The organism is Nocardioides sp. NPDC057767, from assembly GCF_042798275.1.
Lineage (GTDB): Bacteria > Actinomycetota > Actinomycetes > Propionibacteriales > Nocardioidaceae > Nocardioides.
The window spans coordinates 1-21,037 of record NZ_JBHVKJ010000065.1 but is presented as its reverse complement, the minus strand read 5'-3'; the positions used below and the strand labels follow the sequence as shown (position 1 = coordinate 21,037).

20 protein-coding genes are annotated in these 21,037 nt (G+C 69.5%); 11 read left to right on the top strand and 9 right to left on the bottom strand.

What is annotated here, in order from left to right:
• Positions 1–83 precede the first annotated feature (83 nt).
• From ACFVDI_RS24775 to ACFVDI_RS24755, 5 genes are all read right to left on the bottom strand, one after another.
• Entirely contained in the window at positions 84–1,007 is a 924-nt protein-coding gene (locus ACFVDI_RS24775; RefSeq protein WP_378911443.1) for an alpha/beta fold hydrolase, read from the bottom strand.
• Positions 1,004–1,261, bottom strand: a complete 258-nt coding sequence (locus ACFVDI_RS24770; protein WP_008358445.1) for a hypothetical protein — start codon at positions 1,259–1,261, stop codon at positions 1,004–1,006. The genes ACFVDI_RS24775 and ACFVDI_RS24770 overlap by 4 nt, the downstream gene beginning before the upstream one ends.
• A gap of 145 nt (positions 1,262–1,406) precedes the next feature.
• A complete protein-coding gene (locus tag ACFVDI_RS24765; protein ID WP_378911441.1) occupies positions 1,407–2,291 on the bottom strand; it encodes a DMT family transporter in 885 nt (294 codons plus the stop codon).
• 30 nt (positions 2,292–2,321) lie between these two features.
• Positions 2,322–4,940, bottom strand: a complete 2,619-nt coding sequence (locus ACFVDI_RS24760; protein WP_378911451.1) for a glycoside hydrolase family 65 protein — start codon at positions 4,938–4,940, stop codon at positions 2,322–2,324.
• Between the two features lie 23 nt (positions 4,941–4,963).
• A complete protein-coding gene (locus ACFVDI_RS24755) occupies positions 4,964–5,710 on the bottom strand; it encodes an HAD family hydrolase (protein ID WP_378911440.1) in 747 nt (248 codons plus the stop codon).
• Between the two features lie 136 nt (positions 5,711–5,846).
• On the opposite strand from ACFVDI_RS24755, the gene ACFVDI_RS24750 reads away from it, so the two are divergent.
• Positions 5,847–6,914: a WD40/YVTN/BNR-like repeat-containing protein gene (locus ACFVDI_RS24750; RefSeq protein ID WP_378911439.1), complete on the top strand. Its 1,068-nt coding sequence runs from the start codon at positions 5,847–5,849 to the stop codon at positions 6,912–6,914.
• On the opposite strand, the gene ACFVDI_RS24745 is transcribed toward ACFVDI_RS24750, so the two are convergent.
• Together ACFVDI_RS24745 and ACFVDI_RS24740 are read right to left on the bottom strand one after the other, a co-directional pair.
• Positions 6,915–7,328: a type II toxin-antitoxin system VapC family toxin gene (locus ACFVDI_RS24745; RefSeq protein ID WP_378911438.1), complete on the bottom strand. Its 414-nt coding sequence runs from the start codon at positions 7,326–7,328 to the stop codon at positions 6,915–6,917. It abuts the gene before it with no gap.
• Entirely contained in the window at positions 7,312–7,596 is a 285-nt protein-coding gene (locus ACFVDI_RS24740) for a type II toxin-antitoxin system Phd/YefM family antitoxin (protein WP_328531825.1), read from the bottom strand. Before ACFVDI_RS24740 ends, ACFVDI_RS24745 begins: the two co-directional genes overlap by 17 nt.
• 154 nt (positions 7,597–7,750) lie before the next feature.
• On the opposite strand from ACFVDI_RS24740, the gene ilvD reads away from it, so the two are divergent.
• From ilvD to ACFVDI_RS24710, 6 genes are all read left to right on the top strand, one after another.
• Positions 7,751–9,598, top strand: coding sequence for a dihydroxy-acid dehydratase (gene ilvD / locus ACFVDI_RS24735; RefSeq protein WP_378911437.1), 1,848 nt, complete (start codon positions 7,751–7,753; stop codon positions 9,596–9,598).
• 73 nt (positions 9,599–9,671) lie between these two features.
• A complete protein-coding gene (locus ACFVDI_RS24730) occupies positions 9,672–10,235 on the top strand; it encodes a pyridoxamine 5'-phosphate oxidase family protein (protein ID WP_378911436.1) in 564 nt (187 codons plus the stop codon).
• Positions 10,236–10,324: 89 nt separating this feature from the next.
• Complete coding sequence (locus ACFVDI_RS24725; RefSeq protein WP_378911435.1) at positions 10,325–11,563, top strand: MFS transporter; 1,239 nt, start codon at positions 10,325–10,327, stop codon at positions 11,561–11,563.
• Between the two features lie 34 nt (positions 11,564–11,597).
• On the top strand, positions 11,598–12,293 hold the full coding sequence (locus ACFVDI_RS24720) for a GNAT family N-acetyltransferase (protein WP_378911434.1): 696 nt from the start codon (positions 11,598–11,600) through the stop codon (positions 12,291–12,293).
• A 113-nt stretch (positions 12,294–12,406) separates the two neighbouring features.
• Positions 12,407–12,718 (top strand): SHOCT domain-containing protein, encoded by a 312-nt coding sequence (locus ACFVDI_RS24715; RefSeq protein ID WP_378911433.1) that lies wholly within the window; start codon positions 12,407–12,409, stop codon positions 12,716–12,718.
• Positions 12,719–12,750: 32 nt separating this feature from the next.
• Positions 12,751–13,161, top strand: a complete 411-nt coding sequence (locus ACFVDI_RS24710; RefSeq protein ID WP_378911432.1) for a VOC family protein — start codon at positions 12,751–12,753, stop codon at positions 13,159–13,161.
• A 3-nt stretch (positions 13,162–13,164) separates the two neighbouring features.
• Here ACFVDI_RS24710 and ACFVDI_RS24705 read toward each other — a convergent pair whose 3' ends face one another.
• Complete coding sequence (locus ACFVDI_RS24705) at positions 13,165–14,502, bottom strand: ABC1 kinase family protein (RefSeq protein WP_378911431.1); 1,338 nt, start codon at positions 14,500–14,502, stop codon at positions 13,165–13,167.
• 54 nt (positions 14,503–14,556) lie between these two features.
• Between ACFVDI_RS24705 and ACFVDI_RS24700 the strand changes: the two genes are divergently transcribed.
• On the top strand, positions 14,557–16,677 hold the full coding sequence (locus ACFVDI_RS24700) for a prolyl oligopeptidase family protein (RefSeq protein ID WP_378911430.1): 2,121 nt from the start codon (positions 14,557–14,559) through the stop codon (positions 16,675–16,677).
• Between the two features lie 4 nt (positions 16,678–16,681).
• Here the strand turns inward: ACFVDI_RS24700 and ACFVDI_RS24695 are convergent, their stop codons facing one another.
• Positions 16,682–17,164, bottom strand: a complete 483-nt coding sequence (locus ACFVDI_RS24695) for a nitroreductase/quinone reductase family protein (protein WP_378911429.1) — start codon at positions 17,162–17,164, stop codon at positions 16,682–16,684.
• 402 nt (positions 17,165–17,566) lie between these two features.
• On the opposite strand from ACFVDI_RS24695, the gene ACFVDI_RS24690 reads away from it, so the two are divergent.
• From ACFVDI_RS24690 to ilvC, 3 genes are read left to right on the top strand one after another with little or no spacing between them, the layout of a single operon-like run.
• Entirely contained in the window at positions 17,567–19,318 is a 1,752-nt protein-coding gene (locus ACFVDI_RS24690; RefSeq protein WP_378911428.1) for an acetolactate synthase large subunit, read from the top strand.
• Positions 19,318–19,881: an acetolactate synthase small subunit gene (gene ilvN, locus ACFVDI_RS24685; RefSeq protein ID WP_091049441.1), complete on the top strand. Its 564-nt coding sequence runs from the start codon at positions 19,318–19,320 to the stop codon at positions 19,879–19,881. Before ACFVDI_RS24690 ends, ilvN begins: the two co-directional genes overlap by 1 nt.
• 34 nt (positions 19,882–19,915) lie before the next feature.
• The gene (gene ilvC / locus ACFVDI_RS24680; RefSeq protein ID WP_008358413.1) at positions 19,916–20,941 is read left to right on the top strand and encodes a ketol-acid reductoisomerase; all 1,026 of its coding nucleotides are present in this window, start codon (positions 19,916–19,918) and stop codon (positions 20,939–20,941) included.
• Positions 20,942–21,037 lie beyond the last annotated feature (96 nt).

The following is a 21,037-nucleotide window of genomic DNA, read 5'->3' as shown; positions in this document are numbered from 1 at the left end:
TAGTCCTACGAACGACGTGTTACAGCTCGCCGCAGCCGCACAAACTGACGCCTCGGCCGACCGGAGTGACGCCTCGGCGCGGGTCAGACCCGCTGGTGCTCGGCGACGCGAGCGAGGAAGCCGAGCAGCAGCTGGTGGACGCGGTCGGGCTGCTCCATCTGCACGAAGTGGGTGCCGTCGAGCTCGACGAAGGTGCCGTTCTTCAGCCCGGCGGCGACCCGGGACATGTGGCGCGCGCCGGCGACGAGATCCCGGGTGCCCGCGACCAGCACGACCGGCACCTTGATCCGGCGCGGCGATACCGAGCGGCGCTGGGAGGTGCGCAGGGCGAGGTGGAAGTACCACTCGACCGGAGTGGTCAGGAACTCGGCCAACGCGGCCGCGGCGAGCTCGGGGTCGGGGACCTTGCCGATCAGGCCGGCCTTCGAGAACACCTCGATCGCCCGCGGTCCGAGGTCGAGCCGGGTGGCCACGGGAGTGATCAGGGAGCCGGTGCGGCGCAGCACCTTCGCGGCGGTGCGGGTCACGATCGCGGCCGCCGGTGCGGGCAGCGGCAGCGGGCCCAGCATCGACTTGAAGGTGTCCCCGGGCACCCCGGCGACGCCGAAGATGCCGGAGACCCGCTCGGGGTGGTCCGCGGCCAGCTCGAACGCGGTGTTGACGCCGATCGACCAGCCCATCACCACCGGCCGCGCGAGCGCGAAGGCGTCCATCACCGAGAGCGCGTCCTCGGCGAAGTGCCTCGATGTCGTCTGCTCCAGATCCTTCGGCCGCGCCGAGCCGGAGGTGCCGCGGTGCTGCCAGGACACGACGCGTACGCCGCAGGAGGTGTGCAGCAGCGCCGGCCAGTTCCACGGGCTGGTGCCGAGACCGTTGCACAGCAGCACCGTCGGTCCGTCGATCACGCCCTCGGGGTCGTTGGTCCAGGCCCGGATCAGGGTGCCGTCGTCGGAGAGCACGTCACGGAACGTGACCGTCGACTCGGCCATCGCCCGTGGGATTCTCATGCAGTCATTCTCTCCGATGCGAGCAGCTGGAGATAGTGCTGGACGTCTTCACGCTCCGCACGCCGCAGCAGGAGCGCCTCCTCCGCGGCCTTGGCGTTGTGCCGGGCGACGAGCTGAGAGGCCACCGGCCAGGCGAGCAGCAGCTGGATCGGTCGAAGGAACGGGCCCACCATTCGGCCCGCGGTGCGTGCGGCGAAGAGTGCGGCCATCTGGGCGACGGCGGTGGTGTGCGCTGGGGCGGTGATGGTCGACAACGGAGCAACTCCAGAGACAGGCGGGACCGGACGGAGGGAGGGGGAGTTGTCACCAAACTGTAGTGACCTGAACATTCGAAGTCGGTGACGAACCGATGTCGCTTGTGTGAAACGCCCCACTACATCGTGCGACGAGCCACGTACGTCACGCCGGCGTCGACTCCACCGGCACGTGATGGTCGGGCTTGCCGGTGCGCGTCGCTCCGGCGGAGGCGACCACGACGCAGGCGATGGCCAGCCACTGCAGCACGGACAGCCCCTCGTGGAGGACCAGGATCGCGGCCAGCGCACCGGCCGCCGGCTCCAGCGACATCAGGATCGCGTAGAGCCCCGGCTTGATCGAGCGCAGGGCGACGAGATCGAGGGAGTAGGGGATCACCGAGGACATCAGGCCCACCATCAGCCCGATCAGCCACACGTGCGGAGACCCCAGCCCGTCGGCGTACGCCATCGCCGCAGGCGTCAGCGCCACCGCCGCGACGGTGGAGGCCAGGGCGAGACCGTCGAGCCCCTCCCAGCGCGCGCCGGTCGCCTTCGACAGCACGATGTACGCAGCCCAGCAGGCACCCGCGAGCAGCGCGAACAGCACGCCCACGATCGAGATCCGCCCGGGTTCGAGACCGAGCAGCACGACCCCGGCCGCCGCCAGCGCCACCCAGACCAGGTCACGTGCCCGCCGCGAGGTGACCAGCGCGATCGTGAGCGGGCCGATGAACTCGATGGTGACCGCGATCCCGATCGGGAGCCGGGCGAAGGACTGGTAGATCGCCCAGTTCATCAGCCCGAGCGAGGCCCCGAAGGCGACCACGACCAGCCAGTCGCGCCGCGACAGGCCGCGGACCCGCGGACGGGTGATCGCCAGCAGGATCAGCGCGGAGAGCGACAGCCGCAGCCACACCATGGCCGTCGGGGTGACCTCGTCGAAGAGCGACTTCGCGAACGTCGCACCGACCTGCACCGACGCGATCCCGATCAGAACCAGAACGACCGGGTGGGCAAGCCTCGCCCGGAGAGAGGAAGCGTGCACCACCCGGTCAGTCTAGGGTCATGTGAAGACCGGCTACTGAGCCGAGTCCGTCTGCGAGATGTTGGACAGGTTGGCGGCCTTGTTGGCGGCTTCGGCGAGCCGCTCGGAGCCGCGCGGGGGGTCGTGCGGGACCATCGGGTGCTCGATGTGGTCCTGCTCGTAGATCTCCGGCGGGATCGGCGTCGGCACGGTGGCGATGATCCGCGACCCGTCGGGCCGTACGCCGCCGTGCACCTCCTCGTCGAGGTGCTTGCCGATCCGCGGCCCCTGGTCGGCGAGCGGCACGACGACCGGTGATCCCTTCGAGACCACGAACTCCTCCCCGCGGACGCTGACCGGGATGTCGAACTCCTCGCCCGGGGTGTCCACGACGGTGAAGACGATCTGGTCGGTGGTCACCGCGACCTGCATCCGGGTCGAGTGCCACTGGACCCGGAAGATCAGCGAGCCCCACTCGGCCGGCAGCCGCGGGTCGAAGGAGAGCTTGCCGTCGTAGTCGCGCATCCCGCCGAAGCCGAACGCGAGCCCGCCCCACACGCCGCCCGTGGAGGCGATGTGCATGCCGTCGACGGTGTTGCCGTGCATGTTGTGCAGGTCGACGTAGAGCGCGTCGTAGAAGTAGCGCAGCGCGTCGTCCTGGTAGCCGACCTCCGCCGCCACGATCGACTGCACGACCGCCGACAGCGTCGAGTCGCCGGTGGTGATCGGGTCGTAGTACTCGAAGTCGGCCCGCTTCTCCTCAGGGGTGAACCGGTTGCCCTGCTGGAAGAGGGCGAGCACCACGTCGGTCTGCTTGAGCACCTGGAACCGGTAGATCACCAGCGGGTGGTAGTGCAGCAGCAGGGGACGTACGTCGTCGGGGGTGTTGGGCAGGTCCCACACCTCGCGGTCGAGGAAGTTGTCGTCCTGAGGGTGGATCCCCAGGCCCTCGTCGTAGGGGATGTGCATGGCGGCAGCGCAGCGACCCCACTCCTCGACCTCGTCGGGGGAGACGTCGAGCCGGCCCATGACCTGCGCGTACTCGCGCGGATACTCCGTGCGGAGCATCTCGATGGTCTCGACGGCCTTCTCCAGGTTGTAGCGGGCCATCACGTTGGTGAACAGGTTGTTGTTGACCACCGTGGTGTACTCGTCCGGCCCGGTCACGCCGTGGATGTGGAAGGACGGCTCGCCGTTGTGGCGCCAGAAGCCCAGGTCGGCCCACATCCGCGAGGTCTCGACCAGGATGTCGACGCCCTCGCGGATCAGGTAGCCGGTGTCACCGGTCGCGTAGACGTACTTCATCAGCGCGAAGGCGATGTCGGCGTCGATGTGCACCTGCGCGGTGCCGGCCGCGTAGTAGGCCGAGGCCTCCTGCCCGTTGATCGTGCGCCACGCGAACAGCGCGCCCTTCGCGGCCATCTCCTGCGCCCGCTGCCGGGCGGCGGGGAGCATCACCGAGCGGGCGTGCATCACGTTGCGGGCGACCTCGGGCTGGGTGTAGCAGAGGAACGGGACGACGTAGCACTCCGTGTCCCAGAAGTAGTGTCCCTCGTAGCCGGAGCCGGTGACGCCCTTGGCGGGCACGCCGAGCCCGTCGGTGCGGGCGGTCGCCTGGGCCAGCGAGAACAGGTTGAAGCGGATCGCCTGCTGGGCCGCGGCGATGTCCTCGTCGTCGTCCGCGCGAGCGGCGGAGATCTCGACGTCCGCGGCCGACCAGAAGTCGTCGTACCAGTTGCGCTGGTCACGCTCGAAGTGGCCGACACCCAGGCGGATCGCCCGGTCGAGCGTACGTCCGCAGCGGTCCGCGAGCTCGCGCACCGGGACCCCGCGGGAGGTGTGGTACGCCACGGTCTTCTGCATCCGCAGCGTGCTGCCCTCGGTGGCGTCGACCCGGAAGACCGTCTTGGCCAGGTCGTCCTCGGCGCGGACGACGGTCTCGACCGGGTCCGGGGTGTCGATCTGGTGAGCGGCGCTGACCGCGATCGTCATCCCCGAGTTGGCGCACCGGTAGCCGAGGGTCATCTGATGCTCGTCGGCGACCGACAGCTGCGGGAGCAGGACGCGGGTGTCGAAGGCGGAGGCTTTGCGCGGGTCCATGCCCTCGCCGAGCGCCGCTGCCGGCACGTGGTACTCGTCCTTGCCGTCCTGCCGGTTGAGCAGCTGGGAGGAGATCACGATCGGCGCGGAGCCGCTCAGCATCGTGATCTCCAGGGTCTGGATCGAGAGGTGACGCTGGGTCATCGACACCATCCGGGTCGACCTGATCGCGACCCGCTTGCCCGAGGGCGTACGCCACACCAGGTGCCGCCGCAGAACGCCCTCGCGGAAGTCGAGCACCCGCTCGTACTCCTCCAGGTCGGAGGTGCCGAAGGTCAGCGGCTCATCGTCGACGTAGATCTTCATGATCTTCGCGTCGGGGGCGTTGACGATGGTCTGGCCCGTCTTGGCGAAGCCGTAGGCGTTCTCGGCGTGGCGGATCGGCCAGGTCTCGTGGAACCCGTTGATGAAGGTGCCGTGCGCATAGGTCGGACGGCCCTCCTCGGGAGTGCCGCGCATGCCGAGGTAGCCGTTGGCGACGCTGAAGAGCGTCTCGGTCAGGCCGAGGTCGTCGGGGGAGTAGCTGGTCTCCACCAGCCGCCACGGGTCGATGGGGTAACGGGCCCGGTCCATCGGGTTCGGGCCGACGTTGGTCTTCACTGCTGTGCTCCTTGAGCAGGGGTGAGTTCGTCGAGGTCGGATACGACAAGGTCGGCGCCTGCGGCCGTGAGGGTGTCGTGGCCTGCGCCACGATCCACCCCGACGACGAGCGCGAAATCTCCTGCCTTGCCGGCGCGCACCCCGGAGACGGCGTCCTCGAGGACGACGGCTTCGCTCGGGGTGGCTCCGAGGACCTTACCGGCGTAGACAAACGTGTCCGGTGCAGGCTTGCCGGGCAGGCCCTGCTCATCTGCGACGGCGCCCGACACGACCGTCTCGAACCGGTCCAGCAGCCCCGCCGCCTTCAGCACGGTCGGCGCGTTGACCGACGAGGACACCACGCCGAGCCGGACGTCGAGCGTGGCGAGATAATCCAGGAACCGCACCGAACCCGGGTAGGCCTCGACGCCGTCGCGCTCGAGAACCAGATTGAAGGCGAGGTTCTTCCGGTTGCCGAGCCCGCAGACGGTCTCCCGCTCCGGCGCGTCGTCCGGGGTGCCCTCGGGAAGCTCGATGTCGCGGGAGGCGAGGAAGTCACGCACGCCGTCGTAGCGAGGCTTGCCGTCGACGTACGCGAAGTAGTCCTGGTCGGTGTAGGCCGGTGCCCCCGGGGTCTTCTCCTGGAGGTAGGCGTTGAACATCTCCCCCCACGCGCGCATGTGCACGACCGCGGTCGGCGTGATCACGCCGTCGAGGTCGAAGAGGATCGCGGTGAACGTCTCCCAGGCAACAGGTCTGGTCATGAGTTCAGGCTAGGGGCTGGGCCGCCCATGCCGAAGATCCGGACCGCTCGGTCTCGTCGTGGCGCGATGTTTTCCCGCGACGTCCCCTCGCCGAAATCTCCTGGCCACGAACGGCGACCGGGTGGATGCTGGAAGCATGGGTACGCAGCTGCTTGTCGGGACCCGGAAGGGTCTGTGGATAGGGCGCTCTGACGACGCCCGGCAGGACTGGGACTTCACCGGTCCGCACCATGACATGGAGGAGATCTACTCCGCCATGATCGAGCCCGGGACCGGGCGAGTCCTTGCCGGATGCTCCTCGCTGTGGCTGGGTGCGCTGGTGCGCACCTCCGCCGACGGCGGCGAGACCTGGACCGAGACCTCGATGTCGTTCCCCGAGGACGTCGACGCGAGCCTGGCCCGGGTCTGGCAGCTCCAGCCCGGGCTGCCGGAGGGCACGATCTGGGCCGGCGTGGAGCCCGGCGCGATCTTCCGGTCGCGAGACCGTGGCGCATCCTTCGAGCTGGTCCGTGGCCTGTGGGACCACCCGCACCGCACCGAGTGGAACGAGGGGTTCGGCGGACAGGCGTTCCACACGATCCTGCCGCACCCCACCGACCCCGACTCGGTGACCGCGGCGATCTCCACCGGTGGCGTCTACCAGACCCGCGACGGCGGGGAGACCTGGGAGGCGCGCAACAACGGCATCATCGCGGTCTTCCTGCCCGAGGGGCAGCAGTATCCCGAGTTCGGCCAGTGCGTCCACAAGGTCGCCCGCCACGCCTCCCGTCCCGAGCGGCTCTACCTGCAGAACCACGGCGGCGTCTACCGCTCCGACGACGAGGGTGTCTCGTGGAAGTCCATCGCCGATGGCCTGCCCACCGACTTCGGCTTTGCGATGGTGGTCCACCCGCAGGAGCCCGACACGATCTTCACCTTCCCGATCGGCGCCGGCGAGTCCCGCTACCCACCGGAGGCCAAGCCGATCGTGTGGCGCTCCCGCGACGCCGGCGACCACTGGGAGGCCCTCGACAAGGGCCTGCCCGACCACTTCTACGTCGGGGTCATGCGTGATGCGATGTGCGCCGACGACCACGCCGTGGCCGGGGTCTACTTCGGCGCCCGCAACGGCTCCGTCTGGGCCTCCGCCGACGCCGGCGAGACCTGGCGCGAGATCCTCCGCGACATCCCGGACGTGATGGTGGTCCGAGCCGCGAAGGTGTGATCAGTCGGTCACGGGGTCGTGGACCTCGAACCCGAGGAGCTCGGCGACCTTACGCATGTTGCTGTCGTGGGTGGCGACCGTGAGGTTCGCGGTCCCGACGCGCAGCGCCGACGCCAGGTGGATCGCGTCCAGTGACTTGATGTGGGGTTCGATCGCTCTGGCCTCGTCGACGAGAACGTCGTCGACGGTCAACAACGTGAGCTCGTCGACGAAGTCGTCGACGATCGAGACAGGGAGCTGATCGCGGCGAAGCACTTGGGTCATCTCGAGGTGGAGCAGCCGCGAGGAGATGAAGACGTCACCGTTGTCGCAGCGCTCGTCGTACCAGTCCGCAGCGGCTCGGCTGTGCCCGAGCAGGGCACGGAGCGCGACAGACGAGTCCAGGTACCACGTCCGCTCAGAGGTCGACGTCACTGTTGACCTCGTCGAGGATGTCGTCGAGGTCGCCGGATAGCGCGACGGCGGCACGGCCCGAGAGGGGTCTGTGCGGTCGTTTCGGGGGAGTTGCCAGTCCGGCGTTGACCAGCGCCTCCACCGGGTTGTCCGAGCCCTGGACCTCGGGCACGAGACGTAGCACCGCGCGACCCCTGTTGGTCACCCGGAACGACTCGCCGTCCTCGATGACGGCCCGGGTCACCGCGGAGATCCGCTGGTTCAGCTCGGTCATCGTGATCGTCTTCATGAATCAAATCTAGCATGTAGATGCTAGAAGGTCTGCCGGTCTGATACGGCGCCGGCGTTCCACTGGCGCTCGCCGGCCGGTCCCGAGCGATCGGTGCCGTCCACCGCGTGGCGCTGTGTGCGAAGACATACGCCAGCGGGTCTAGCCTTCTGGCATGCCCACTCTTCGCTCCGCAACCTCGACCTCGGGCCGCAACATGGCGGGTGCCCGCGCGCTGTGGCGCGCGACCGGCATGACCGATGACGACTTCGGCAAGCCGATCATCGCGATCGCCAACTCGTTCACCGAGTTCGTGCCCGGCCATGTCCACCTCCGCGACCTCGGCAAGATCGTCGCCGAGAAGATCCAGGAGGCCGGCGGAGTAGCCAAGGAGTTCAACACGATCGCGGTCGACGACGGCATCGCGATGGGTCACGCCGGGATGCTCTACTCGCTGCCGAGCCGCGAGCTGATCGCGGACGCGGTGGAATACATGGTCGAGGCGCACCGCGCCGACGCGATCGTGTGCATCTCCAACTGCGACAAGATCACCCCGGGCATGCTGCTGGCGAGCCTGCGTCTCAACATCCCGGTGGTGTTTGTCTCCGGTGGTCCGATGGAGGCCGGCAAGACGGTCGCGGTCGAGGGCCTGGTCCACGACAAGCTCGACCTGGTCGACGCGATGGTGCTCTCGGTCAACGAGGCCGTCAGCGACGAGCTGCTCGACACGGTCGAGCGCTCCGCCTGTCCGACGTGCGGCTCCTGCAGCGGCATGTTCACCGCCAACTCGATGAACTGCCTCACCGAGGCCATCGGCCTGAGCCTGCCGGGCAACGGGTCGACGCTGGCCACCCACGCCAAGCGCCGCGCGCTGTTCGAGGAGGCGGGACGGACGATCGTCGAGCTGTGCCGCCGCTACTACGAGGAGGGCGACGAGTCGGTCCTGCCGCGGAACATCGCCAATCGCAGCGCCTTCGAGAACGCGGTCGCGCTCGACGTCGCCATGGGCGGCTCGACCAACACCGTCCTGCACCTGCTCGCGGCCGCGCGTGAGGCCGAGCTCGACTTCGACGTGCACGACATCGACGCGATCTCGCGCCGGGTGCCGTGCCTGAGCAAGGTCGCCCCCAACAGCCCGAAGTACCACATGGAGGACGTCCACCGCGCCGGCGGCATCCCCGCGCTGCTCGGCGAGCTGCGCCGCGGCGGTGCGCTCAACGAGGACGTCCACACCATCCACTCCGACACCGTCGCGGAGTGGCTGGACAACTGGGACATCCGCGCCGAGAACCCCAGCCAGCAGGCCCTCGACCTGTTCCTCGCGGCGCCGGGCGGGGTGCGTACGACCGAGGCGTTCTCCACCGAGAACCTCTGGGCCAGCCTCGACACCGACGCCGCCGAGGGCTGCATCCGCGACTTCGAGCACGCCTACTCCGAGGACGGCGGGCTGGCGATCCTGTCGGGCAACATCGCGCCCGACGGCTGTGTCGTGAAGACCGCCGGCGTGCCCGAGGAGTGCCTGACCTTCACCGGCACCGCGATCGTCTTCGAGTCCCAGGACGACGCGGTCGACGGCATCCTGTCCAAGAAGGTCGAGGCCGGCCACGTCCTGGTGATCCGCTACGAGGGCCCGAAGGGCGGTCCGGGCATGCAGGAGATGCTCTACCCGACCTCGTTCCTCAAGGGCCGTGGGCTGGGCCAGAAGTGCGCGCTGATCACCGACGGTCGCTTCTCCGGCGGCACCTCAGGTCTCTCCATCGGCCACGTCTCCCCGGAGGCGGCCGGAGGCGGTCTGATCGCGCTCATCGAGGACGGCGACCAGATCTCCATCGACATCCCCAACCGCTCGATCTCCCTCGACGTCGACGACATCGTCCTCGGCGAGCGTCGCGCGGCGCAGGAGAAGCGCGAGAAGCCCTACACCCCGCTCGACCGTGACCGGAAGGTCTCCGCGGCCCTGCGGGCGTACGCCTCGATGGCCACCTCGGCCTCCGACGGCGCCTACCGCCTCGTGCCGGAATAGTCCGGGAAGGCCGCAGGTCCGCCCGCTGGATATTGCGGGCGGACCCGGCGTACGTGCTGGCACCATCTGCCGCATGGGAAAGGTTCATGCGCGCGTCGAGGGTCGTCTGCGGGAGTTCGTCGATCGTCAGGTCGTCTTCTTCGTGGCCACCGCACCGCTCTCCGGCGAGGGCCACGTCAACCTGTCGCCCCGCGGCATCCCGGGCACCTTCGGGATGCTCGACGAGCTCACCTTCGCGTGGGTCGACGGCACCGGGAGCGGCAGCGAGACGATCGCGCACCTGCGGGAGAACGGCCGGATCACGGTGATGTTCTGCGCCTTCGACGGGGCGCCGAACATCGTCCGCTTCCACGGCCGCGGCCGGGTGGTGACCCGCTATGACGAGGGGTACGCCGACCTGGCCGGCCGCTTCACCGACCTCCCCGGCGCCCGCGCGGTCGTCGTCGTGGACATCGAGCGGGTCTCCGACTCCTGCGGCTTCGCGGTCCCGCTGATGTCGTACGTCGGCGAGCGCGACCTGCTCCCGGCCTACTTCGAGCGCAAGGGTGTCGAGGGGTCCGCCGAATACCGGCGCACCAAGAACCCCACCAGCCTGGACGGCCTGCCGGCCTTCGACTTCGACCCGGCACCCGAATAGAGCTCGGACCCTTCTGTCGAAACGGACCGTGGCCGTTCGTGGCATGGGTGAGGGGCCGGCACGGCGGCCCACCGGATGCGGGAGTGGTCATGTCGGATCGATGGAAGCGGAATCTGCTGATCTTCCTCGGCGGCCAGACGGTGTCGTCGTTGGGCTCGATGATCGTCGCGTACGCGGTGATGTGGCACCTCACCGTCGAGACCGGGTCGGCCGCGGTGCTGACCCTGAGCGTGGCGTCCGGGATGCTGCCGCAGGCGGTCGTGTCGGTCTTCGGCGGCGTCTGGGCCGACCGGCACTCGCGCAAGCTGCTCATCATCGGGGCCGACTCGGCGATCGCGGTGGCCACCCTGGTGCTCGCCCTGCTGATGCTCAGCGGGCTCGGTGACCTGTGGATGATCTTCGTCGCGATGGCGGTCCGCTCGGCGCTGGCCGGGATCCAGGGACCGGCGGTCAACGCGATGCTCCCGCAGCTGGTCCCGGCCGAGCACCTGATGCGGGTCAACGGCGCCCAGCAGACGATCCAGTCGGGGATGATGCTGTTCGCCCCGGCGGTGGCCGCCGCGATCTACGCGAGCACCGGCATCGTCGCGGTCTTCTTCATCGACGTGGTGACAGCCGTGGCCGGCGTACTCCTGCTGCTGCTGGTGCCGGTGGCGCGGACGGTTCGCCCGACGGGCGCGTCGGGGCCGGTGAGCTACTTCGGCGACCTCGCCGCTGGTCTCCGGTACGTCCGGGGCAACGCCTCGGTGCGGTGGGTGATGGGACTCGTGGCGGTCGTCATGTTCATGGCCGGCGCGCCGGCGCACCTGACGCCGCTGATGATCACGCGCAGCTTCGGCGACGAGGTCTGGATGCTGAGCGTCAACGAGCTGTTCTGGAGCGTCGGGATGGTCGTCGGCGGCGCGATGATGGCCGTCTTCGGGCCCAAGGTGAAGCGCCGGGTGCGGCTGATGGTGGCCGCCTCGGTCGGCGTCGGTCTGCTCGTCGTCGGGCTGGGCGTCTCGACCGACTTCTGGGCGTTCTCGGTCGCCGGCCTGGTGATCTGCATCCTCTTCCAGACGCTGCTGGTGCCGGCCGCCACGGTCCTGCAGGAGCAGGTCGAGGACGCGATGCGCGGCCGGGTGTTCGGGTTCTACGGGATCGTGATGTCGGTGGCGATGCCGGTCTCGATGATCGTCTTCGGACCGCTCGCCGACCGGTTCGCGGTGGAGTCGGTGATGATCCTGGCCGGTGTGCTCCTGCTGGCATGCCTGATCGGGATGCTCGCTCTGGGCAGCGCCCGGCGCTCGCTCGCCACGGTGGACACGGTGGATGCGGCAGCCTCCTGAGCAGCGGTCACGGCGGTCGGAGACAATGACCGCCGTGACCGATTTCTCGTATCCGGTGGGTGGCGTTGTCGAAGGCTGGGGGACACGGCCGTGGCCGGACCCGGTGACCCTCGAGGGGCGCTACGTCCGGGTCGCGCCGCTCTCCTCGGCGCAGTACTCCGATCTCTATGCCGCGGTCTGCGGCCCCGGCGACGCCGACCTGTGGACCTACCGGCCGATCGCCATGCCCACCTCGCTGCAGGACCTGTGGATGCACCTGGCCGGCCTGATCGACGCCGAGGACGTCGTCCCGTTCGCCTTCGTCCCGCTCGAGGGGGAGCGGGAGGGCCGGGCGAGCGGGGTCGCGGGCTACTACGCGATCAACCCCAGGAACGGCAGCATCGAGGTCGGCGGCGTGCTCTTCGGCCCCGCCCTGGCCCGCACCCGCGCCGCGACCGAGGCGATCCACCTGCTCATGCGACACGCCTTCGACACGCTGGGCTACCGCCGCTTCGAGTGGAAGCTCGACTCGCTCAACGAGCCCTCACGGCGGGCCGCGGAGCGGCTGGGGTTCAGCTACGAGGGCCGGTTCCGCAACCACATGGTCGTCAAGGGCCGCAACCGGGACACCGACTGGTTCTCGGTGACTGCCGAGGAGTGGCCGAAGGTGCGGGACGCGCACCAGCGCTGGCTCGACCCCGCGAACTTCGACGAGCAGGGGCGACAGCTCAGCTCGCTGCGGGCCCAGTAGGGGCGGCGTACGCACGATTGCGTACGGCGCCCCCGCTCCTGAGCCGATGTGCCGGCGGATCGCGCGCAGCAGTCTGGAGGGCATAGGCAAGCCCGACAGATAGGACACGAGCGATGAGCATCAACGAGACGGTGGCCACGGTGGTGGCCCACGACCACTGGGGTCCGTGGCGCGAGAACGGACCGTGGAACAACGACGGGCCGCCGGGGTTCTGGCCGATCTTCCCGATCCTGTGGTTCCTGGTGATCGCGGCGATCATCACCGCGGTCATCCTCTACAACCGCAGGCGCGTGTCCGAGGCGCCGCGGCGCGCGGGTGAGGCCCGGCTGGCCGAGAGGTACGCCGCCGGCGAGATCGACGAGAACGAGTACCGCGCTCGTCGCGACGTCCTGCGCGAGAAGCCGGGGCCGGCCAAGGGCGACTGACACCACCGCTGGTCCGTGGCAGGGTGACTGCCATGGACCAGCGCATCAGCTTCATCACCCTGGCGGTCGCCGACGTGGCCGCGAGCCGGTCGTTCTACGTCGACGGCCTCGGCTGGACTCCCGAGGTCGAGGCCGACGGGGTGCTCATGATCCGCGTCGGCGAGCACGTCATCCTCTCGCTGTGGGACCGGGCGGAGTTCGAGGAGGAGGTCGGCAGGATCGCTGTCGCCGACGGCGTGGCGCCGTTCACCCTCGCCCACAACGTCGCCACCCGCGAGGAGGTCGACGGCGTGCTGGAGCTGGCCCGGTCGCTCGGGTGCGAGGCGTCGGCCGCCGAGGAGCGGGTCTGGGGCGGCTACACCGGCTACTTCGCCGACCTCGACGGCGTCCGCTGGGAGATCGCCTACAACCCCGGCCCTGTGGGGCAGACGGTGCTGCCCTGAGGATCAGCCCGCGAAGCCCGGCAGATACTCCTCGAGGATCTCCCGGAACGGCGCCTCCGCGTTGAGCTGCGCCAGCACCCCGAGCCCGCCGAGCCAGACCCGGTGGATGAGCAGGTAGGACGGCGGCAGGTTGAGCTTCAGCCCGACCGTGTAGGCGGGGTCCTTGGGATCGTTGATCCGCTTGAACTCCTCGCGCATCCACTCCCGGGTGAACCGGAAGCGCTCCTCCAGCGCCGGCGTCACGAACGGCGCCAGGTAGTCGAGCACGTGCTGCGGCTCGACCTTGATGCCTTCGCGGATGAAGCCCTCGTGGCGCAGGCCCGCGACCAGCGCGTCGGCGTCACCGGTCGAGGCGATCCGGATCAGCCGGCCCATCGCCTCCGGGAAACCGCGCTCCGGGAGCCGCGCGGCCAGCCCGAAGTCGAGCACGGCGAGCCGGCCGCCGGGCAGGACCCGGAAGTTGCCCGGGTGCGGGTCGGCGTGGAGCATCCCGGTCAGCCCCGGCGCGGAGAACCAGAAGCGGGCCAGCAGCTCGCCGTAGTGGTCGCGCTCGTCGGGTGTGCCCTCGGCGATCACCTTCGCGATCGACCCCTCCGACTCCACCCACTCGGTGACGAGCACGCTCGGTCCCACGGCGACGACATCGGGGACGTCGATCAGGGGATGGTCCGCGTACGCCTCGGCGAAGACGTGCTGGGCCTCGGCCTCCTTCGGGTAGTCGAGCTCCTCGACGACCCGCTCCTGCAGTTCGGCGACCAGCGCCTTGACGTCCATCCCGGGCACGACTGCGTTGCCGATCGCCGCCACCCGGCCGATCTGGCGCAGGTCGGCGCGCAAGGCCTCGTCGGCGCCCGGGTACTGCACCTTCACCGCGACCTCGCGACCATCGGCCCACCGGCCCCGGTGGACCTGCCCGATCGAGGCGGAGGCGGCCGGCTCCTCGGACAGCTCGACCAGCCGCGCGGACCAGTCCGGGCCGAGATCACGGGCCAGCAGGCCGCGTACGATCCCGGTCGGCATCGGGGGAGCGGAGTCCTGGAGCCGGGTCAGCTGGGCGCGGTAGTGGGCCGCCTGCGACTCCGGCAGCGCCGCCTCCATGATCGAGAGCATCTGCCCGAACTTCATCGCGCCGCCCTTGAGCTCGCCCAGGGTCCGGAACAGCTGGTCGGCCGTACGCTGGTGGACGTCGGCCAGCACCGCCTCGGCGGGCTTGCCGCCGATCCGCTTCCCGAGTCCGAGGGCCTTGCGCCCGGCATAGCCCATCGGCAGCGCGGCCAGCTTGGCCGTCCGTGTCGCCGCTCGCCGCGGTAGACCCTTCGACGACCCCTCCGCATCACTCATGCCGCAATTGTGCCGGTCGGTCGCAACTCGCACACCGCGAAGTAGCCTTCCGGCATGACCTTTGAGCCGAGCATCACGACCCCGCTGGACCCGACAGCCGAGGACCCGTTCGGCTGGTTGGAGGAGGTCGAGGGCGTCGACGCGCTGGCCTGGGTGCGGGCGCGCAACGAGGAGGCCCACGCGAGCGTCGGCGCCGACCCGGTGTTCGCCAAGATCGAGGCCCAGATCCTCGAGGTGCTCGACTCCGACGACCGGGTGCCCGAGGTCTCTCGCCTCGGCGATCACCTCTACAACTTCTGGCGCGACGCCGACCACGAGCGCGGTATCTGGCGACGCACCACGCCGGAGTCCTACCGCACCGACGATCCCGAGTGGGAGATCCTGCTCGACCTCGACGCGCTCGCCGCCGAGGAAGGGGAGAGCTGGGTCTGGCACGGTGCCTCGGTGCTCCGGCCCGAGCCCGGTGAGCCCTGGCGCAAGGTGCTCGTCGACCTCTCCCCGGGCGGCTCGGACGCCGACGTGACCCGGGAGTTCGACCTGGTGACCAAGACCTTCGTCGCGCCTGCGGATGGTGGTTTCACCCGTGCCGTCGAGCAGGGCGGCGCCAAGGGCGGGCTCTCCTGGTGCGGCCCCGACGCGGTCTACGTCTTCACCGACTTCGGCCCCGGCTCGCTGACCCCGAGCGGCTACCCGCGGATCGTTAAGCTGTGGCGCCGCGGCACCCCGTTCGAGGACGCGGCGGTGGTCTACGAGGGCACCGACGAGGACATGTACATCTCGGCCCGCCGCATCCACACCCCAGGCTTCGAGCGCGACCTGGTCAGCCGCTCGATCGCGTTCTACAAGTCCGAGACGTACGTCGCCACCGACCCCGGCACACCCGAGCAGACCCTCACCAAGCTCGACATCCCCGACTCGGCCGAGGCCGGCTTCCACCGGGAGTGGCTGGTGATCGAGCTCCGCGACGAGTGGACCCCTGAGGAGAGGACGTACGCCGCCGGGTCGCTGCTCGCGATCGAGGCCGACCGGTTCCTGACGGGTGAGCGCGATCTGACCGTCCTCTTCGAGCCCACCACGAAGACCTCGCTCGCCGGGGCGACCTGGACCCGCAACCACCTCGTCCTCAACCTTTTCGAGGACGTCAAGAACCGGCTGCACGTGCTGACCCCGTCTGCGTCGGGGGAGTGGGTGCGCTCGGAGTTCCCGGAGACCGACCCGGTGGCCGCGGTCGGCACCCGCGCGGTCGACGCGGTCGAGTCCGACGAGGTCTGGGTCGTGACCAGCGGCTACCTGACCCCGGCGACGTACGGTCTGACCACCATCGGCGCCGAGACCGTCGAGCCGCTCAAGTCGGCGCCGGCCTGGTTCGACACCGACGGGCTCCGTGCCGAGCAGCGCTTCGCCACCTCGGCCGACGGCACCCGGATCCCCTACTTCATCGTCGGCTCCGAAGCCGCCATCGACGGCAGCGCTGGCCCGGCCCCGACGCTGCTCTACGGCTACGGCGGCTTCGAGATCCCGATGACCCCGGGCTACTCCGCCGGTGTCGGCCGGGCCTGGCTGAGCGAGGGCGGCGTCTACGTGGTCGCCAACATCCGCGGGGGTGGGGAGTACGGCCCGGCCTGGCACCAGGCCGCGCTGAAGGAGAACCGGCACCGGGCCTACGAGGACTTCGCCGCCGTCGCCCGCCACCTCGCCGAGACCGGTGTGACCGACGCGGGCCACCTCGGCATCCAGGGCGGCTCCAACGGTGGGCTGCTGACCGGCAACATGCTCACGCTCTACCCCGAGCTGTTCGGGGCCGTCGTGATCCAGGTGCCATTGCTGGACATGAAGCGCTACTCCCATCTCCTCGCCGGGGCGTCGTGGATGGCGGAGTACGGCGACCCGGACGTGCCGGAGGAGTGGGACTACATCCGGACCTTCTCGCCCTACCACCTGCTCGACGCGGCGAAGACCTACCCGCCCGTCCTGCTCACGACCTCCACCAAGGACGACCGGGTCCACCCCGGCCACGCCCGCAAGATGGCCGCACTGCTGGCGGCCACCGGCACGGACGTCACCTACTACGAGAACATCGAGGGCGGCCACGGCGGCGCGGCCAACAACGCCCAGTCGGCCCACCTGTCCGCCTTCGCCTGGACGTTCCTGCGCGAGCGCCTCGGCCTGGGCTGAGCGGTCACGAGGTCGGCTCGGTGACCTCCAGGACCACCACCGGAGTCTGGTGCGAGCGCCGGGCGGCGAAGTCGTCGAGCTCGCCCCACCCGTCGTCGGCGTCGGCGAGCAGCGACCACAGGCGCTCGCGCTCGGCGCCGATGGCCTCGTGGGCGCGGACCCGGCGCGGGCCGTCGACGGTGTCGGCGAGGGCGTCGGGAGTGGCCTTCAGGTTGAGCCACCACGCGGGCGGCGGGTCGGCCCAGCCGTTCATCGCCAGGGTGACGTAGGTCGACCCGTCGGGAACGTAGGACAGGATGACCGAGCGCTCCTGTCCGCTGCGGCGCCCGACCGTGGTCAGCCGGAGCATGCCGGCCCGGTCCGGGCGTGGGCGGCGCAGGAAGCGGGCTCCGCCCGCTGCGTACAGCCGGCGGTGGAACCACCACGCGGCGCGGATGAACCAGCGTGGCGGCAGCCACGCGGAGCGGTGCTTCTCGTCGGTCGACATCGTTGCCTCCACTGGGCAGCCAGACCCGAGATCCTCTTGCCCGTCCAGGCTAGCGATCCTCGCGGGCCCGGCGCCTCGGTGAGAACCCTGAGATCCGCGCCGACGTTCCGCCCCGACGATCTGTCCCGACGTCCTGCCCCGACCGAACGACTGACAGATACTGGGACGGTGATCTCAGATCATGGGACGCGCGATAGGGTGAGGTGACACGGCGCGACACATGGGGTTAACGTGTGGGCATGCTGCACAGCATTCTCGTACTTATCAGGCGCGTCGCCTAGGAGCCACTGGCCCCAGACGACGCGTCTCCCTCCGTTGCCCGCCGGGCCGGAGGGTTTTTTGTTGCACAAGCAACCCCACGAGATCCCATGAGTAGAAGCTCCGAGGAGTAGGACGGCGGACATGAGCGAGCAGATGACAGGCGCACAGAGCCTGATCAAGTCGCTGGAAGCAGCGGGAGCCGAGAACATCTTCGGCATTCCGGGAGGAGCGATCCTTCCGGCCTACGACCCGCTGATGGACTCGAAGATCCGCCACATCCTCGTACGCCACGAGCAGGGCGCCGGCCACGCGGCCCAGGGCTACGCCGCCGCGACCGGCAAGGTCGGGGTCTGCATGGCGACCTCCGGTCCGGGTGCGACCAACCTCGTCACCCCGCTCGCCGACGCCAACATGGACTCCGTGCCGATGGTGGCCATCACCGGCCAGGTCGGCGCGGCGATGATCGGCACCGACGCCTTCCAGGAGGCGGACATCCGCGGCATCACGATGCCGGTCACCAAGCACAGCTTCCTCATCACCGACCCCGCGGAGATCCCGCTGCGGGTCGCTGAGGCCTTCCACCTCGCCTCCTCCGGGAGGCCGGGTCCGGTCCTCGTCGACGTCACCAAGTCGGCGTTGCAGGCCACCACCACCTACCGGTGGCCGACCGAGCTCCACCTGCCGGGCTACCGCCCGGTGACCAGGCCGCACGCCAAGCAGATCCGCGAGGCGGCGCGCCTGATGCTGGAGGCCAAGAAGCCTGTCCTGTACGTCGGTGGCGGCACGATCCGCTCCGGCGCCCACCGCGAGCTCCTGCAGTTGGCCACGCTCACCGGCATCCCGGTGGTCACCACGCTGATGGCGCGGGGCGCCTTCCCCGACTCCCACCCGCAGCACCTCGGCATGCCGGGCATGCACGGCACCGTGGCCGCGGTCGCCGGCCTGCAGAAGTCCGACCTGATCATCAGCCTCGGCGCCCGCTTCGACGACCGCGTCACCGGCAACCTGGACTCCTTCGCCCCCAACGCCAAGGTGATCCACGCCGACATCGACCCGGCCGAGATCGGCAAGAACCGCTACGCCGACGTCCCGATCGTGGGCGACGTGCGCGAGGTCCTCACCGACCTGATCTCGGTGCTCACCACCGAGAAGGAGGCCGGCAAGGAGGGCGACTACGAGGGCTGGATCGCGTTCGTCGCCGGGATCAAGAAGCAGTACCCGCTCGGCTACGACCTCCCCGCCGAGGGCCTCTCCCCGCAGTACGTCATCGAGCGGCTCGGCAAGATCTCCGGCGAGGACACGATCTTCACCGCCGGTGTCGGCCAGCACCAGATGTGGGCCGCGCAGTTCATCGGCTACGAGCACCCCAACACCTGGATCAACTCCGGTGGCCTCGGCACGATGGGCTACTCCGTCCCGGCCGCCATGGGCGCCAAGGTCGGCTGCCCGGACTCCACGGTGTGGTCGATCGACGGCGACGGCTGCTTCCAGATGACCAACCAGGAGCTGGCCACCTGCGCGATCGAGGGCATCCCGATCAAGGTCGCCATCATCAACAACGACAACCTCGGCATGGTGCGCCAGTGGCAGACGCTCTTCTACGGTGAGCGCTACTCCAACACCAACCTGCAGTCCCACGGACAGCCCAAGCGCATCCCCGACTTCCCCAAGCTGGCCGAGGCCATGGGCTGCGTCGGCCTGGCCTGCGAGTCCGCCGACGACGTCGACGCCACCATCGAGAAGGCCATGGAGATCAACGACATGCCCGTCGTGGTCGACTTCCGGGTCAACAAGGACGCCATGGTGTGGCCGATGGTCGCCGCCGGCTCCTCCAACGACGAGATCCAGTACGCGCGCGACCTCGCGCCCGAGTTCGACGAGGACGACCTCTGATGAGCATCCAGCCCGTGAAGACCGGCGGCAAGCACACGCTGAGCGTCCTGGTCGAGAACAAGCCCGGCGTCCTGGCCCGCGTGGCCGCGCTCTTCTCGCGTCGCGGCTTCAACATCGAATCCCTCGCGGTGGGACCGACCGAGCACGACGAGGTCTCCCGCATGACGGTCGTCGTCAATCTCGAGAACACCCCCCTCGAGCAGGTCACCAAGCAGCTCAACAAGCTGGTCGAGGTGATCAAGATCGTCGAGCTCGAGCCCGAGTCGCGTGTCCAGCGCGCTCTCATGCTGGTCAAGATCACCGCCACCACGGAGACCCGCAGCCAGGTGCTCGACACCATCCAGCTCTTCCGGGCCAAGGTCGTCGACGTGTCCACCGACACCGTCATCGTCCAACTGGCCGGCAACACCGGCAAGCTCAACGACTTCCTCCGGGTCATCGAGCCCTTCGGTATCCGTGAGCTCTCCCAGTCCGGCATGGTCGGCATGGGCCGCGGCTCCCGGTCGATCTCCGAGCGCAGTCTGCGATCCGTGGCTGTGCCCGCTCCGCCTTCCGCGGTCTGAACCCCTATCAAACACAACTAAAGGAGAAGCCCTCGTGGCTGAGATTTTCTACGACGACGACGCCGACCTCGCGCTGATCCAGGCGAAGAAGGTTGCCGTCATCGGCTACGGCAGCCAGGGCCACGCCCACGCGCTCAACCTGCGTGACTCCGGTGTGGACGTGCGCATCGGCCTGCAGCCCGGCTCGAAGTCGACCCCGAAGGCCGAGGAGGAGGGCTTCAAGGTCCTCAGCCCCGCCGACGCCGCCGCCGAGGCCGACGTGATCGTCATCCTCGCCCCCGACCAGCACCAGCGCGGTCTCTACAACGACCAGCTCGCGCCCCACGTGACCGCCGGCAAGACCCTCGTCTTCGGCCACGGTTTCAACGTGCGCTTCGGCTACATCAAGGCGCCCGAGGGCGTCGACGTGATCCTGGTGGCCCCGAAGGCCCCGGGCCACACCGTCCGTCGTGAGTACGTCGCCGGCCGTGGCATCCCGGACATCATCGCCGTCGAGCAGGACGCCTCCGGCTCCGCCTGGGACCTCGCGAAGTCCTACGCCAAGGGCATCGGCGGCACCCGTGCCGGCGTCATCAAGACGACCTTCACCGAGGAGACCGAGACCGACCTCTTCGGCGAGCAGGCCGTGCTCTGCGGCGGTGTGTCCCACCTGGTCCAGGCCGGGTTCGAGACGCTGACCGAGGCCGGCTACCAGCCCGAGATCGCCTACTTCGAGGTGCTCCACGAGCTCAAGCTCATCGTCGACCTGATGTGGGAGGGCGGCATCGCCAAGCAGCGTTGGTCGATCTCCGACACCGCCGAGTACGGCGACTACGTCTCCGGCCCGCGCGTCATCGGCCCGCAGGTCAAGGAGACCATGCAGCAGGTGCTCGCCGAGATCCAGGACGGCTCCTTCGCCGCCCGCTTCATCGCCGACCAGGACAACGGTGCGGTCGAGTTCCAGAAGCTGCGCGAGGAGGAGGCCGGTCACCCGATCGAGGCCACCGGCAAGGCCCTGCGCGCCCACTTCTCGTGGAGCCAGACCGACGACGACTACACCGAGGGTTCGGCCGCCCGCTGACCCGAAGTGCGCCGAGTCGGCGCGACTGTCCCAGAAAACGGGCCCGAGTCGGCGCGTCTGTCCCAGAGTCTTGGGACAGACGCGCCGACTCGGCGG

Coding starts and splice junctions, on each gene's coding strand:
- ACFVDI_RS24775 (WP_378911443.1), bottom strand. CDS start 1,007: ATGAGAATCCCACGGGCGATGGCCGAGTCGACGGTCACGTTCCGTGAC.
- ACFVDI_RS24760 (WP_378911451.1), bottom strand. CDS start 4,940: ATGGACCGGGCCCGTTACCCCATCGACCCGTGGCGGCTGGTGGAGACC.
- ACFVDI_RS24755 (WP_378911440.1), bottom strand. CDS start 5,710: ATGACCAGACCTGTTGCCTGGGAGACGTTCACCGCGATCCTCTTCGAC.
- ACFVDI_RS24750 (WP_378911439.1), top strand. CDS start 5,847: ATGGGTACGCAGCTGCTTGTCGGGACCCGGAAGGGTCTGTGGATAGGG.
- ACFVDI_RS24740 (WP_328531825.1), bottom strand. CDS start 7,596: ATGAAGACGATCACGATGACCGAGCTGAACCAGCGGATCTCCGCGGTG.
- ilvD (WP_378911437.1), top strand. CDS start 7,751: ATGCCCACTCTTCGCTCCGCAACCTCGACCTCGGGCCGCAACATGGCG.
- ACFVDI_RS24730 (WP_378911436.1), top strand. CDS start 9,672: ATGGGAAAGGTTCATGCGCGCGTCGAGGGTCGTCTGCGGGAGTTCGTC.
- ACFVDI_RS24725 (WP_378911435.1), top strand. CDS start 10,325: ATGTCGGATCGATGGAAGCGGAATCTGCTGATCTTCCTCGGCGGCCAG.
- ACFVDI_RS24715 (WP_378911433.1), top strand. CDS start 12,407: ATGAGCATCAACGAGACGGTGGCCACGGTGGTGGCCCACGACCACTGG.
- ACFVDI_RS24710 (WP_378911432.1), top strand. CDS start 12,751: ATGGACCAGCGCATCAGCTTCATCACCCTGGCGGTCGCCGACGTGGCC.
- ACFVDI_RS24705 (WP_378911431.1), bottom strand. CDS start 14,502: ATGAGTGATGCGGAGGGGTCGTCGAAGGGTCTACCGCGGCGAGCGGCG.
- ACFVDI_RS24700 (WP_378911430.1), top strand. CDS start 14,557: ATGACCTTTGAGCCGAGCATCACGACCCCGCTGGACCCGACAGCCGAG.
- ACFVDI_RS24695 (WP_378911429.1), bottom strand. CDS start 17,164: ATGTCGACCGACGAGAAGCACCGCTCCGCGTGGCTGCCGCCACGCTGG.
- ACFVDI_RS24690 (WP_378911428.1), top strand. CDS start 17,567: ATGAGCGAGCAGATGACAGGCGCACAGAGCCTGATCAAGTCGCTGGAA.
- ilvN (WP_091049441.1), top strand. CDS start 19,318: ATGAGCATCCAGCCCGTGAAGACCGGCGGCAAGCACACGCTGAGCGTC.